Annotated in this window: 12 protein-coding genes; 5 read left to right on the top strand and 7 right to left on the bottom strand. The window is 65.0% G+C overall.

Annotation, left to right across the window (positions count from 1 at the left end; all coding sequences use genetic code 11):
- The first annotated feature begins 7 nt into the window (after positions 1-7).
- The gene (locus tag O7629_RS26415; protein WP_347403695.1) at positions 8-835 is read left to right on the top strand and encodes an APH(3') family aminoglycoside O-phosphotransferase; all 828 of its coding nucleotides are present in this window, start codon (positions 8-10) and stop codon (positions 833-835) included.
- A 68-nt stretch (positions 836-903) separates the two neighbouring features.
- Positions 904-2,241 (top strand): aminotransferase class III-fold pyridoxal phosphate-dependent enzyme, encoded by a 1,338-nt coding sequence (locus O7629_RS26410; protein ID WP_278172555.1) that lies wholly within the window; start codon positions 904-906, stop codon positions 2,239-2,241.
- 92 nt (positions 2,242-2,333) lie between these two features.
- Here O7629_RS26410 and queF read toward each other — a convergent pair whose 3' ends face one another.
- The 7 genes from queF to O7629_RS26375 all read right to left on the bottom strand — a co-directional run bounded on the left by queF (position 2,334) and on the right by O7629_RS26375 (position 10,804).
- On the bottom strand, positions 2,334-2,705 hold the full coding sequence (gene queF / locus O7629_RS26405; RefSeq protein ID WP_278172554.1) for a preQ(1) synthase: 372 nt from the start codon (positions 2,703-2,705) through the stop codon (positions 2,334-2,336).
- Positions 2,706-2,712: 7 nt separating this feature from the next.
- Complete coding sequence (locus O7629_RS26400) at positions 2,713-3,969, bottom strand: DegT/DnrJ/EryC1/StrS family aminotransferase (RefSeq protein ID WP_278172552.1); 1,257 nt, start codon at positions 3,967-3,969, stop codon at positions 2,713-2,715.
- Positions 3,966-5,948 (bottom strand): radical SAM protein, encoded by a 1,983-nt coding sequence (locus tag O7629_RS26395; RefSeq protein WP_278172551.1) that lies wholly within the window; start codon positions 5,946-5,948, stop codon positions 3,966-3,968. The genes O7629_RS26400 and O7629_RS26395 overlap by 4 nt, the downstream gene beginning before the upstream one ends.
- Before the next feature lies 1 nt (position 5,949).
- Entirely contained in the window at positions 5,950-7,182 is a 1,233-nt protein-coding gene (locus O7629_RS26390; protein WP_278172550.1) for a glycosyltransferase family 4 protein, read from the bottom strand.
- 28 nt (positions 7,183-7,210) lie between these two features.
- On the bottom strand, positions 7,211-8,236 hold the full coding sequence (locus tag O7629_RS26385; protein WP_278172548.1) for a Gfo/Idh/MocA family oxidoreductase: 1,026 nt from the start codon (positions 8,234-8,236) through the stop codon (positions 7,211-7,213).
- Positions 8,229-9,413 (bottom strand): 2-deoxy-scyllo-inosose synthase, encoded by a 1,185-nt coding sequence (locus O7629_RS26380; RefSeq protein WP_278172546.1) that lies wholly within the window; start codon positions 9,411-9,413, stop codon positions 8,229-8,231. Before O7629_RS26380 ends, O7629_RS26385 begins: the two co-directional genes overlap by 8 nt.
- Before the next feature lie 128 nt (positions 9,414-9,541).
- Complete coding sequence (locus tag O7629_RS26375) at positions 9,542-10,804, bottom strand: DegT/DnrJ/EryC1/StrS family aminotransferase (protein ID WP_278172544.1); 1,263 nt, start codon at positions 10,802-10,804, stop codon at positions 9,542-9,544.
- A 293-nt stretch (positions 10,805-11,097) separates the two neighbouring features.
- Between O7629_RS26375 and O7629_RS26370 the strand changes: the two genes are divergently transcribed.
- The 3 genes from O7629_RS26370 to O7629_RS26360 are packed head-to-tail and all read left to right on the top strand — an operon-like array spanning position 11,098 to position 14,005.
- Positions 11,098-11,922 carry an Rmt family 16S rRNA (guanine(1405)-N(7))-methyltransferase gene (locus O7629_RS26370; RefSeq protein ID WP_278172542.1) on the top strand — a complete coding sequence of 275 codons (825 nt, stop codon included), beginning with the start codon at positions 11,098-11,100 and terminating at the stop codon, positions 11,920-11,922.
- A gap of 35 nt (positions 11,923-11,957) precedes the next feature.
- Positions 11,958-13,205, top strand: coding sequence for a glycosyltransferase family 4 protein (locus tag O7629_RS26365; protein WP_278172539.1), 1,248 nt, complete (start codon positions 11,958-11,960; stop codon positions 13,203-13,205).
- Positions 13,202-14,005 carry an SDR family NAD(P)-dependent oxidoreductase gene (locus tag O7629_RS26360; protein ID WP_278172537.1) on the top strand — a complete coding sequence of 268 codons (804 nt, stop codon included), beginning with the start codon at positions 13,202-13,204 and terminating at the stop codon, positions 14,003-14,005. Before O7629_RS26365 ends, O7629_RS26360 begins: the two co-directional genes overlap by 4 nt.
- Positions 14,006-14,028 lie beyond the last annotated feature (23 nt).

Here is a 14,028-nt window from a genome sequence, read left to right as displayed (position 1 = left end):
TAGTTTGATGCGGGCCACCAAGATGGTTGTAGCAGCACCGATTTCGGTGGCTGGTTGGGGTAACAAGAGCGATCAATGGGTCTGCCTGGGCGAGCGCTCATCAGGTGCAACCGTCTACAGTGTCGGTGCGGAGCCCTGCTTCTACGTGAAGACGACGCCACCCAGACATCCCGACGACCACAGGTTCAGCCCGGCACGGGAGGCCGAACGTCTCCGTTGGCTGTCCGAGCAGGGACTGCCTGTCCCGGAGGTGGTGGCGCTCGGCCGCAACGACGAGCTGGAATGGGTCGTCACCCGCAGGTTGCCCGGGCGTCCGGCAGCCCGCCACTGGAATCCGGACGAGCGGTGGCGGGTGATCGATGTGGTCGCCGAGGTCGCCAGCACGCTGCACGGGCTGCCGGTCGAGCAGTGCCCGTTCGAGCGGCGGTTGGCCCAACTGGTCCACCAGGCGCGGGTCTCGATGTCGCTCGGCGCCCTGGACCTCGACGACATGGATCAGTCACACGAAGGTTGGACGGCGCAGCAACTCTGGGACGAGTTGAGCCGGCTGACGCCGCCACCCGAGGACGACCTCGTTGTGTGCCACGGTGACCTCTGCCTGGACAACGTGTTGGTGGACCCGGAGACGTTGACCTTGGCCGGGATCCTCGATGTCGATCGGGCCGGGGTCGCTGATCGGTGGACGGATCTTGCACTGGCGCTGTACAACATCGGCCAGGACGACGTCTGGGGTTACGGGAAGCCGCACGCCGAGCACTTCCTCCGACGGTACGGCTGTACGACCGTCGACCAGGACAAACTGACCTACTTCCAGCTGTTGGACGAATTTCTCTGATCCGATCGGGGCGGACCGGTGCTGGCCGGACGCCCGCCAACCACGATGCGAAATGACGTGATGGGCAGATGAACTACGATGAACTGATAGCGCGGGCCCGCCGGACGACTGCGGCGGAAGAGTCCGATATATCGGGCCGGTATCCATCGGTCATTGCGCACGCTGAGGGCGCCTGGATGACGGACTTGTCCGGTAAGCGATACGTCGACCTTACGGGTGCCGATGCGGCGGTGATCCTCGGCTACCGTCATCCTGCGGTGGTTGAGGCTATGGTGCGGCAGATTCGGGATTTTGGTACGGCGTTTGCTTCGACGTTGTCGGTGCCGCGGGTGGAGTTGGCGGAGCGGTTGTGCGAGCGGTATGCCTGTGCGGAGAAGGTGGTGTTCCACAAGACTGGTTCCGAGGGGACTGCGATGGCGGTTCGGCTGGCTCGGGCTGCGACGGGTCGGGAGCTGGTTTTGTCTTGTGGGTATCACGGGTGGCATGAGTGGCAGTTGGCGTCGGAGCTTTTTGGTTATCAGCAGACGACTGGTGTGGTGGGTTTCGGGTACAACGAGAAGGCCTTGGGGAGGATGTTGGAGGCCTTTGGTGATGAGGTGGCGGGGGTGCTTGTCTCGCCTGAGCTGTTGTATTTTGATGTCGAGTTCTATCGTCGGATGTCGGCGTTGTGTGGGCGCTATGGTGTGCCGTTCATGATGGATGAGGTGTATACGGGGTTCCGGGCGGGTCCGAAGGGTGTGCACGGGTTGGGGGTGCCGGCGGACGTGGTGGTGGTGAGTAAGGGGTTGGCGAATGGTCATTCGTTGGCTGCGGTGATGGGTCGGCGGGATATCATCGACGCGTATGATGTGTCGGGGATTCAGGGCACGTACACGCGTGAGGTTCCGCCGATGGCGGCTGCGTTGGCGGTGTTGGATGTTTTGGACACGCCGGGTGTTTATGGGAATGCTGAGGCGATGGGGCGGCGGTTGGCGGATGGTATGCGGGATGTTCTGGTTGGGGAGGGTATTCCGAATTGGGTTGGTGGGCCGGAGTTGATGTTTGATGTGGTTTTGCCGAGTGATGATCTGGGTTGGGAGATTTATCGGACGGCGCATGAGTACGGAGTGTATTTCGAGGATTCTGGTACGCAGTTGGTGACGATGGCGTTTGACGAGGCTGCGGTGGATCATGCGTTGTCGGCGTTCCGGAAGGCTGTGCGTCAGGTGGTCGTGGATCGGCCGGATCTGGTGTCGGGGTCGGGTGGGGAGTTGACGCAGGAGCGGAAGTTGGACTTCGCTGAGGAGGCGTTCGGGGGTCTGCTGCGCGATGATGAGCGGACGAGCATGTTGATCGAAGCGACTATCGAGCAGGTGGTGAACCGGGACCGTAAGGTGAAGCCGGTCCTCGTCCCGGCCCAGGACTGACCCGGACAGTGCGAGACGGCGGTGGTCGGCGTTCCGCTGAGGAACCGCCGGGCCATCGCCGTCTCGCCGCGCCCCACTCGGTGCGCTGACAGTCAGCGCTGGTACGTGCTCGACGCCGCCAGCGCGATGCCGCCACGGACGTTGAAATCAACAGTCACCTTGAGAAAGACGGGCTCGAGGGCGGCGACGAGATCATCACGCATCCTCGTGGCCAGGTGCTCGTGGAAGATGCCTTCATCCCGAAAGGTCTCCAGGTAGAGCTTGAGGCTCTTGGTCTCCACACCCCGGTCACCCGGACGGTAGTCGATCCGGATGGTCGCCCAGTCCGGCTGCCCCGTGATGGGGCAGCGGCAGGTGAACTCCCGGCAGTCGATCGTGATCTCCTGCGAGCTGTCCGTGATCGGAAAGGTGTCGAGTGTCCCGTCAGGCTTGGCCTCAGCCTGCCCGAGCTTAGTCAGCGCCATGATCCGATCATAGGCTCTGCCGTAATGCGCCCAGATTGTCCCTAACCTTGACCACTGCGTCCAGCATGTCCTGTACGTCCTCGGGCTCGACTGACAGCAGAGAGTGGTGAATCCACACCGCCTCATCGAAGGCGACCCGCTCGGCCACCGGCAAATGGAACGCGTCCGGGGAGATCTTGTCGCCGTACCGCTCCCGGATCGCCGGCCAGTCGTCGGCGGTGATGTGGAACAACGGATCACGGTGCAGCGGTGGGTAGAAGGTGTTCCCCTCGAACTCCACACCCTCGGCGAGGATCGCCTCCAGCACCTTGTCCCGGTGCAGCCCTTCCCACGCGTCCGTGTCAAAACGGAAGAGAAGTTCATACCGCTGCCGTCGGGTGACCCGCGGATCGTCCGGCAGCGGGAGGAACCCGCCGATCTCGGTAAGCCCCTTGGTGAGCAGCTCCGCCATCGCCGTGCGTTGTTCGTCGAGGGCGTCGTACTGATCGAGTTGGCCGAGCAGCACGGCCGCCTGCATCTCAGTGGCCCGATGGTTCCAGCCGAAGACCCGCCCCGGGAACCGGTCGTACGGGGCCTCCTTGCGGCCGACGTGCACCAGGGACATGGCGCGGTGGAAGGCCTCCTCGCTGCCGGTGACCAGGAAGCCACCCTCGCCCGACGTCATGATCTTGCTGGTCTCGAAGCTGTAGCTGCCGGCGTCGCCGATGGTGCCGACACATTGTCCGCGCCACTGCGCGAAATGGGCGTGTGCGCAGTCCTCGATGAGTAGCAGGTCGTGTCGGCGGCAGATGTCCAGCAGGGCATCCATGTCCGCGACCTGGTTCCCCAGGTGCACGACCATGACTGCCCGAGTCCGGTCGGTGATGGACTCCTCGACCTTGGCCGGGTCGATACACCAGTTGTCGTCGGAGATGTCGGCCAGCACCGGCACCGCGTTGACGTGCACGATGCCGGCGACCGTCCCGATCCAGGTGAAGCCGGTAGTGATGACCTCGTCGCCAGCGTGCACCCCGAGCGCCCGCAACGCCACCGATAGGCTCACGGTGCCGTTGGTCATCAGCACCCCGTACCTGGCACCCAGCCTGCTGGTGAACTGCTCGGCGAACTGCTGGTGCAGGGTGTTCGGAAAGGGGATGCCGCCGAGGTTGCGGGATTCGATCACACCGCGGAGCCGCTCCACGTCCTGCGGACCGACGTGTGGCCACTCGGGCCATGGTCGGGTCCGGACCGGGTCGCCACCGAGGATCGCCAGATTCTGGTTCATCCGCGGCTACCTGCCCCGGCGAGGGCCCCGAGGGCGATGTCCGGGTCGATCTCGAAGACCGTGCCCTTGTCTGTCATGTCGGTCCACTGTTGCTGGACCTTGTAACCGATGGGAACAAGTCCGTCGAACGGCATGTTGTTGTGCTTCACCCAGTAGTTTTCGAGCGCGAACGATCCGGCGCGCAGGCTCAGCCGATACACGGAATCGTCCGGCGCGACCCGGGAACGTTCCTGCTCCACGTCGACTTCCTGGGCACCCTTGAACCGCTGCATTGTCCGGACCAGGATGTCGCGGTAGACCTCCTGGGCCTCCTCGTCGCTGTACCCGGAGCGACGGCTGAAATGTAGATTGTGATGGAAGCTCTGCTGCTCGTCTTCGTCGATGTGGATTCCGTACTCGTCTGGTCGTAGCTGGATGGGGGAGTTTCGTTCGACGATGAAGTCGGCGATCTGGTAGGTCACGGTGTCGTGGTAGTTACTGAGGAACTCGTAGAGTTCCTCAGCCTCGTCCCGATTCTCGGTGGGCAGGCCGACGATGGTCATCAGGAACGGCTTGTAGCCCAACTCCCGGCTGTCCTGGAGCAAGCGGTGGACGACGTCCATCCGGTTGCCCTTGCGGACCAGATCGAGCAGCCGTTCGTTTGCTGTCTCCAAGCCGAAGCGGAGCGTGCCCTGCGAGTCACGCATCTTCGTCAGTACGGCCTTGTCGATGTTGCCCTCGAAGCGGACGTCGACCTCCCAGAACAACTCCGGTCGCTTCTTCGCGATGAAGAAGTCGGCGATCTCCACCAGCCGCTTTGCAGGGAAGACCGCGTCCGCGAAATCGAAGTGTACGACACCAGGATACAGCTCAAGAAACGTGTCGATGTCTTTCTCGATGTTCTCGGTGCTGCGTTCCCGGTAGCTCCAAGGTGCAAAGTTGGTGATCGCGTTGCAGAACGAACACTTCATGTAGTAGCAGGAGCGTGAACCCTGCAGCACCAGGCTGCCCTGACCCTCGCGAAACGTGGTGTAGAGCGACAGGTCGAAGTCACTGTAGTCGGGAGTCGGGATCTGGTTCATGTCGGCGACCCAGGAGATGTCGCCGCTGCGCTCGTAGCTGCCGTTCTCGGTGCGCCAGTGGGTGTTGGGGACATTCTCCCGAGGCTTCGACATCTCCAGGAGCAGCTTGCGGCCGACCGGCTTCGTGTCGAGCACGCTCTGCTCGGACATCGGCTTGCAGCCGCCCGGAATACCCACCGGCCGTTCACCCCGCGACAGCGCCTCGGCCATCTTCAGCAGCGGCTCCTCGCCCTCGCGAACGACCAACGCGTCGATCAGGTCGCCCAGTTCCGGACAAGACTCCAGTCGGGGGATGAGCATGTCGGCAAAGGAGGTCACCCAAGGCCCGCCCCAGCAGATGTAGAGATCGGGGTTCTCCTGCTTCATCAGGTAGCCCAGGGTCAGCGCGGGGATGACCTGGTTGTAGCCCATGATCGAGAAGCCCATGAGGCCGAGTTCGGAGGCCCGGCCGGCGACCTTCTCCCGGTAGAACGCATGGTAGATGTTTGCATCCGGGTCTCGGACCAGCTTCGCGACACGTTCCGGTTCGTCGCGCAGGATCGACAGGAACTCGCAGTACGAGAACGGGAACGGCGGGTCCCAGATTGAGAGACTCTCCGGCGCCACCCGACACTGCTGCTGCAGTTCCCACTGCTCGAAGTCGGTTTCGGTGAAGTAGTTGCCGGTGATGTGATTCAAGAAGAACTGCTTGATGAAGGGCTTGGTGAACTCATGGATGTTCTCCGTGCCCTGAACCTGTTCGATCTCGACTCGGCTCAGCAGGTACTCGTTGAAGTCCGCGTTGAGGTCCAGGCCCCGGGCCGGCATGCCCTTGTCGCGAAGGTACGCCGTCAGGGTCGCCACGGAGATCGGTGGGGTCTCCGCCAGCAACGATGGCGGGAAGGCGACACCGGTGACGATCTTGTCAGGGATGGTCATCTCAGGACTCCTCCATTAGGGATAGATAAATCGCCTCAAGGCGAGCACCTGCGGACGCGAGTGAATACTCCCGTGCAGGTATCGGTTCGGCGTTCTCTGCAAGGCGCCGAGCCAACTCCGGGTCGTCGAGCACCATCTCAATGGCGTCGGCGAGCTTCGGCGGGTCGAACGGTGGCACCAGCACACCCGTCTTCATGTGCTCGACCAGCTTGTGTACTCCGCTGACGTCGTGCGCTACGACGGGTCGCCTCATCAACATGTACTCGAGTACCACCACGCCGAGCTCCTCGTACAGCGACGGCAGGACGGCCAGCGTCGAGAGCGAGATGATCGACGGGATGTACTCGGGGAGCAGGAAACCGGTGATGATCAGCTTGTCGGCGACCCCGAGCTGGCGGGCCAACGCCTCGATGTCCGCGCGTTGCGGACCGTCCCCGGCGATGAGGAATCGGCAGTCACGTCGCTTGGCGACCTCTGCCGCGGTCCTGACGAACCAGTCGACGCCCTTCTCCGAAGATATTCGTCCAACGTAGAGAACTGTCGGTTTGTCATCGGTGAGCCCAAACCTACGACGCAGTTCCTCTCGGCGTTCGGGCGTATCGTGGCCGACGAACTTGTCGGTCACCAGGTGGGCGAGCCGATGCACACGATCGTCCGGCACGTGCAACTCGTCGCGGATCTGCTCGCGCACCTTGTCGCTGAGAGTGAGAACCGCTCCGGAGCGCTGGATGACGTACTTCTCGGCCGACTTCGCCAACGGGTCGACCACCCGTTCGAACACCGTGGTCGGGTGCTGGGTCAACGACCGGCAGGAATAGATGTGCGACACGATCGGTACGTCGAGTACCTTCGCGGCGGCGTACGCGTACGCCGGCGCTGACCCGGACCCGTCACAGTGCGCGTGCACGACGCCGATCTCGCGCCGGAGCTGCTCCCGGTTGCGAACGACGTAGAGGAGGCTCGCCTTGGCCCACGCTCCGACCAGCCCGAAGTAGCCCTCGAGCTTGGACGGGATCGGCAGTACCGGCAGTCGCCGGGCGTGCACGCTGATGTTCGGCGCGGTCTGGAGGTCCTTCGGAACGCCGGGCGGGGCCATGGTGAGAACCCGTTGTGGGAATCCCCGTCGGGCCATCTCCGTCACGATCGCATGGCCCAGCACGTGCATGCCGCCCATCGGGTCGAACCGGGGCTGCCACAGCTTCTGGTGGTCGGCGTACAGGTAGAACGGTGTCATCGAGAGGACGCCTCGTGGGGCGCTACCTTCAGTCATTCAACTCCACTTTCCGTCCGTCCTCCGCGCTGCGGTATGCGGCGTCGAGCGCTTCGACGACTGCGATCGCGTCGTCAGGGGTGTGCGTCATCGGCCGGCCCGCGAGTATCGCGTCCAGCACCTGACGGTCCTGGTGCACGTATCCGCTGTTGCGGATCCACTCCCACTCGGGCCGCAACCACCCCTGGTTGGGCTCCCATACCGCGCCGAACTTGGTGTTGGTGTAGGCCTCGACGCCCATGCCCTGCCAGAAGTCGGCGCGGACCAGACCTTCGGTGCCGATCACCTCGACCGTGAGTTGCTCGCCGCCGGGGCAGACCCATGAGACGTCGCACTGTCCGATCGCGCCGTCGGCGAACTCGATCAGTACGATGCCCTGGTCCTCGACATCGCCGGTCGCGCTGAGCTGCCGGGTGCACGCGGTGATCGATCGGATGGCCGGTTTGCCGAGCATCCAGCGACACAATTCCACCGCATGCCACCCGAGGTCGGTGAGAGCACCGCCACCGGCGGTCGCCTTCGACCGGAACCAGTCGGCGTCCGGACCGGAGGTGCGGAAGACGACCCGGACCGAGTGGACGGTGCCCAACGCATCCCGGTCCGCGGCAAGTTCGTGCGCCCGGACGAACTTCGGGGCGTAGCCGAAGTTGCCGCCATGGGCAAGTGTCACCCCGTGGCTGCGGGCTTCGGCGGCCAGCTCCCGCGCGTGCCCGGGCGAGAGCACCAGCGGCTTCTCCACCAGGACGTGCCGACCTGCGGAGATCGCCTGCGCCGCGATCGGCTGGTGGGTGGCCGCCGGCGTGGCCACCACCACCAGCCGGACCGCGTCGTCGAGTAGCGCGTCGTCGAGGCTCGTGCTGACACGTGCGCTGGTACGGGCGGCCAGGTCCGCCGCGACGCGTTCGTCCCGGTCCACCACCCACCGCAGCTCGGCCCGGGGGTCGGCGGCCAGTACGTCGGCGTGCACACCGCCCATGAATCCGCCGCCGACGATGGCGACACCAACCCGCTCAACCATCGGTAGCCCCCACCGCGTCCGGTACCTTCTCCGCACCTGTCGACATGCTCAGTCCGAAGCCCGGCAGCTCAGGGCGGGCGAGTTCGCCGATTACCTCGCCGATCAGTTTCATCGGCACCGGGACCAGTGGACGCCCGTCGTGCCACAGTGGCTCGCCGAGCCCGCGCAGCAGGACCATTGCACTACTCTCGGCCAGGTCACTGAGGTAACCGCGCTTGTTGTCGAAGCGGAGCCGGTGCATCACCTCGTCGAGGTCGACATGCGAAGGAACGGTCACCGCCGCTCCGGCTCTGGCCAGCAGTTCCCGGTGCAGCGCGACCGTATCGTCGTCGAGGTGGCCCAGCCGCCGGGACACCTCGGCGGCGACCAGCATGCCGAGCCCGATCGCCTGTCCATGGGAAATTTCCCCGGCTGCGGTGTATTCGATGGCATGGCCGACCGTATGGCCGTACTCGAGTACCAATCCGGCCCGGCACTCGTGCATGTCGTCAATGGTCACCGAGGCTTTCGCCAGAATGCTCTCGGAGATGATTCGGTACATCGTCTCGTTGTCGTAGTTTCCGTCCCGGCGCAGCGAGGCCCGGAGCATTTCAACCATGCTGGGACGGACTGCCAGCGAATTCTTGACGACCTCGCAGAGGCCGGAGACTGTCTCCCGGAACGGCAGGCTTCGCAGCATCGCGGTGTCGGCGAGAACACACTCGGGCGGGTAGAAGGTGCCGATGAGGTTCTTCCCCGCACTCGCGTTGACGGCCTGCTTCAGCGAGAGGACCGAGTCGGACATCGCAATCAGCGACGTCGGAATGTGCACGAGGCGGATGCCACGGAAGAGGAGAGCGGCCATCAGCCCTGCGATGTTGCCGATCACGCCGCCACCTACGGCGACCACCACGCAGGCGCGATCCGCGCCGAGCCGCAGTGCCGACTCGGCGAGCGTGCCGACTGCCTGGAGGTCCTTGTACGGTTCCCCGGCGCGGTGAATGAGCAGGTTGGCCGGGACTCGGGGGGAGAGCCGTTCGACCAGCTCCGCACCGAAGAGCGGGCCGGTGTTGCTGTCGCAGACGATCAGAAGTCGGCTGGCCGACATGTCGACCAGGTCTTCAACGATGGTGCCGAGACAATCGGTGCCGAGCCGGAACGGATACCGAACCGTACCCAAACGTATCTCGACCTTCATACGCAAACCCTTCGTCACGGGTCCTTGCAACCCTTGGATGGGGCCCTTACCGGCGGAGGCCGAAAGTCGATACCTCCTTGTCACGGCTGAACGGCGGATGGGCGGGCTGCCCCGTCCATTCCGCCGGGTCAGCCGCGTAGTTCCCGATGATGCGTGAACACCTTCTCGAATGCCCGAACGATGTCTTTCGCGTCCGACTCGTCGCCGAGCAGTGCCGAGTGATGGACCGTGACCACCCGCCGGCCGGCGTCCTCGGCGACCGGAAGCGAGTAGCCGGTCAGATCGAGCCCGGCGATGGCCTTGAACCGGCTCCGGCTGGCGGGACGGTAGAGCCGGTTGTGGTTCATGGGCGGGTAGCTGGTGTAGATGCCGGCACCGGATAGTTCGGCCGCGACCGCCGAAGCGATCGGTCCGACGCCGAGCTGCCCGATCTCGTCGTCCTCGATCCGCCCCGCCCACTCGTAGTAGGTCCGCTCGGTGGTGCCGGGTGAGGAGACCTGTGGCCGGATGCCGAGCGCCCCGAGGCCGTCGTCGAGGAGCGCGGCGTTGGCCCGCCGCCTCTCGTTCTGCTCGTCGAGCAGCTCGAGTTGGCCGAGGAGGACCGCCGCCTGGAACTCGGACAGGCACCGATTGCTGCCCATCAGCTCGGCGGTCTGGTCCAGCTCCATCTCACCCACAGCGGGCTCGTGCGCCGTGTACGTGCGACCGTCGGCCCGTAGATGCTCGGCACGCCGGGAGAGCACGCCGTCGCCGGTGATGACGGCACCGCCTTCACCACTGGTGAGCACCTTGCTGTGTTGCATGCTGAAGGTGCCGAAGGCACCGAACGTGCCGACCCGACGGCCGCGGAAGCGGGCGCCGTGGGCCTGCGCACAATCCTCGATCAGTGCGACGTCGTGCCGTTTCGCGATCGCGGTCAGCGCGTCCAGGTCCGCCACGGCCGAGTAGAGATGCACCACGACGATGGCTGCGGTTCGCGGGGTGATCGCCCGTTCGACGGCCGCCGGGTCGAGGCATAGAGTCAAGGGATCGACGTCGACCGGTACGGGAACCGCGTTGACTCCCGCCACAGTGGAGGCGTTGGCGACCCAGGTGAGGCCAGGGATGATAACCTCGTCGCCAGCACCGACCCCACATGCCTCGAGCGCGACCATGAGACTGGCCGTTCCGCTGGCTGTCGGTACGCAGTGTGCGATCTCATGGTACGCGGCGAATGCCTCCGCGAAGCGCCGTTCGAAGCTCTGCTTCCCCTGATATGGTCCGCTGATTGCCCAGCGACCGGAATGGAGAACCTCATTGAGCGCATTGAGGGCACTGGGTGCGGGAGCGGGCCAAGCTGGCCACTGCTGCAAACGTATAGGGGGGCCGCCATTGGCGGCAAGATGGGTCACGTCAGGTCCTCCCCGAGCCGGGACTGCGGCAACCAACGGATCATCGGCTGGGCCTAGTGTGCCAGACGCAATTACCAGTGTCGACTTGAAGAAAACCCCCAAGACGGGCTTGCTGGACAGTCTGATCATTACGGGCGTGATGCCGTGGTTCTAATGTGGGCACTCCGGAATATTGCGCAATGTCCGCATTATCGGTTTTTAGTATATAGTCAATGGCTAGCGGGGCGATGCGGTGATCGGTCGGGGAATATCTCTGATTGATGCCGGTCCAGCGGTTCGAAAGGGATCGATCAATGACACAATCTGCGGCCAACGACCGAGTTGGCGAGATCGAGCAGGCCATCGTGAAGAGTCGGCGGTACCAGACGGTGGCTCCAGCCACCGTGCGCCGCCTGGCCAGAGCCGCGCTCGTCGCGGCCCGCGGCGATGTTCCCGATGCGGTGAAGCGCACCAAACGCGGGCTACATGAGATTTACGGCGCCTTTCTGCCACCCAAGCCGCCTAACTACTCAGCGTTACTTAAACAGATCGACTCTGCCGTCGACGCGGGAGACGACGAAGCGGTCCAGGAAGCCCTCCGACGTGCGATGTCGGTGCACCTATCCACCAGGGAGCGACTCCCACACCTGGCGGAGTTCTACCGAGAAGTCTTCCGTGACCTGCCCGAGCCGAACACGGTGCGTGACTTGGCCTGCGGTCTCAATCCGCTGGCTGCGCCGTGGATGGGGCTACCCGAGCGGGCCGTGTACGTCGCATCCGACATCGACGCCCGCCTGATCGGCTTCGTGGGTTCGGTGCTGACGAGATTGGGTGTAGACCACCGGGTAGGGGTGGCTGACATCCTTGAGGATCGGGTTGACGAGCCGACCGATGTCACGCTACTGCTGAAGACGTTGCCCTGCCTGGAAACTCAGCGCCGAGGATCCGGTTGGGAAGCTATCGACCTTGTCAACTCGCCGATTATCGTGGTAACCTTTCCGACCAGATCTCTCGGTCAGCGATCGAAAGGGATGTTCCAGAACTATTCGCAGGGCTTTGAGTCGCAGGCCCGGGAGCGGTCATACGGCTTTCGGCAACTGGAGATTGGCAACGAGCTGGTCTACGTCATTCAAAAGTAGCTTTCGCCGCTCTTTCAGGAGAACTGGATGGCGTCGTGCGTGTGCTTCGGCTGACCCCCTTTTTCCATCACGACTATGTCGACCACTGGCCGGCGGAGTTCGATCCGGTAGGCGGTATGCAGGTCCAGATCCTGGCGCTGTCCCGCAGCCTGGCCAGGGCGGGTGTCGATCAGCTTGTGCTGACCCTGGGTTTCCCCGGGCTGCCACCGACGAAGCAGATCGAGCCGGGACTGACCGTCCGGATAGCCCGGGTCTCGCTGCCGCAGGTCCGCTCCGAGATCACCGGCCTGGTGGGTCTCGGACAGGCCTGGCTGATCGCCACCATCCGTGAGTGTCTCCGGCTGCGTCGCGGGACCTGGCGTCCGGACATTGTCCACGTTCACGCGGACGGTCAGATCTGGCCGTTGATCGCGGGCCGGGTCGCGGCCCGGATTCTGGGCGTGCCGTACGTACTCACCCTGCACTGCTCCCGACTCTCGGTCTATCAGCCGATGTCGGCGGTCGACGCCATGGCGCACCGCATGGTCACCCGGGCCGAACGGCAGGCCCTGCGCTCCGCGGCGAGGGTCAGCACGCTGACCGCCCGGACCGCCGACGTGGTGAGCGCCGCGACCGGCCTGGACCGGTCCAGCATCGTGGTCAACCCGGACGCGGTCGACATCACCCCGGCAACGGCCACCGAGGCGGAGTTGTTCGCTCAGCGGTACGGGCTGGCCGGTCGGCGGCCGCTCATCGGATACATCGGCCGGGTCGCTCATGAGAAGGGTTGGCCCGACCTGCTCCGGCTGGCCGAGCTTCTCGATGATCTAGCTCCGACCTTCCTCATCGTCGGCGACGGCCCGCAACGGGAACGCATGCAACGGGAGATCGCCGAGGCCGGCCGTACGGATCAGTTCGTGGTCACCGGCTTCCTTCCGCACGACCAGGTGCCGGCCGCGCTCGCCCTGGTGGACACCCTGGTCATGCCCTCGATCCACGAGGAACTCGGCGGCAGCGCGATCGAAGCGATCATGACGGGTACCCCGGTGGCGGCGTACGCTGTCGGCGGTCTGCGCAGCACCATCGGTTCGGCCTGCCCTGATCTGCTCAGCGATCCCGGTGACGTGCACGGGCTCGCCGAGGTCGTTCGACGGGTACTCGCCCACCGTGACTCGGTGGTCGCCCAGCTCCGCGCAGCTCAGCCCGATACGGCGAGCACGTTCGATCTCGCCGCCACCCGGGACCGGATTCTGGACTGCTACCGCGCCGCCCTCGTCGGAGCCGGGACGGCGAGCGGAACGTGACCGGGCGACGGGGACCGAGTACTGCTCCGGCGAGTGCGGACGGCGACCTTGGCCGGAGCCATGTCCTGATCACCGGTGGCAACCGTGGTCTCGGGTTTGCCGCTGCTGCCCTGTTGGCCGATGCCGGTTGGTCGGTCCTGCTCGGTTGCCGCGACGATCAGCGCGGAGCCGCCGCGGCAAGGGCGCTACGCCGCAGTGGTGGCCGGGCCACCCACGTACCGCTGGACGTCACCTCTCCGGCGAGTATCGCGGCTGCTGCTGAACTGGTCGCCGCCCACACCGGCGGATACCTCTCCGGCCTGGTCAACAACGCGGGGGTCTTCCTCGATGGACGCGACGCCGGCCCGGAGAGCATCACCGCCGAGGCGGTCCACGAACTGCTCGCCGTCAACGCGGTCGGTCCGCTGCTGGTGACCTGCGCCCTGCTGCCGCTGCTCCGGGCAGCAGGTGGGGCCGCCGTAGTCAACGTGACCGCAGACGACGCCGACCCGAGCACCGCCGACGGCGAGGCCACCGGCTACCGGATGTCCAAGGCCGCGTTGAACGTCATGACCGTCAACCTGGCAGTCGCCCTGCGCAGCCAGGACGTCGTCGTCAACGCGGTCGACCCGGGCTGGATCCCCACCGACATGGGTGGCCCGGACGCACCAGACGACACGATGGCCGCCGCCAGGCTGGTGGCCTGGGCCGCCACCGTTGCCCGCCGGCGCGGGACCACCGGGCAGGTGTTCACCGTCCGGCAGACGATCGAAGAGCTGGCAGCCGGCGCGGTGGACATGACCACAGCAGGCAGCAGGTAGATCAGACCCCGGGAGGTTCTCAT

The sequence above is a fragment of the Solwaraspora sp. WMMD792 genome (assembly GCF_029626105.1).
Taxonomy (GTDB): domain Bacteria; phylum Actinomycetota; class Actinomycetes; order Mycobacteriales; family Micromonosporaceae; genus Micromonospora_E.
The sequence above is the reverse complement of the archived record's forward strand: the minus strand, read 5'-3'. Positions and strand labels throughout refer to the sequence as shown.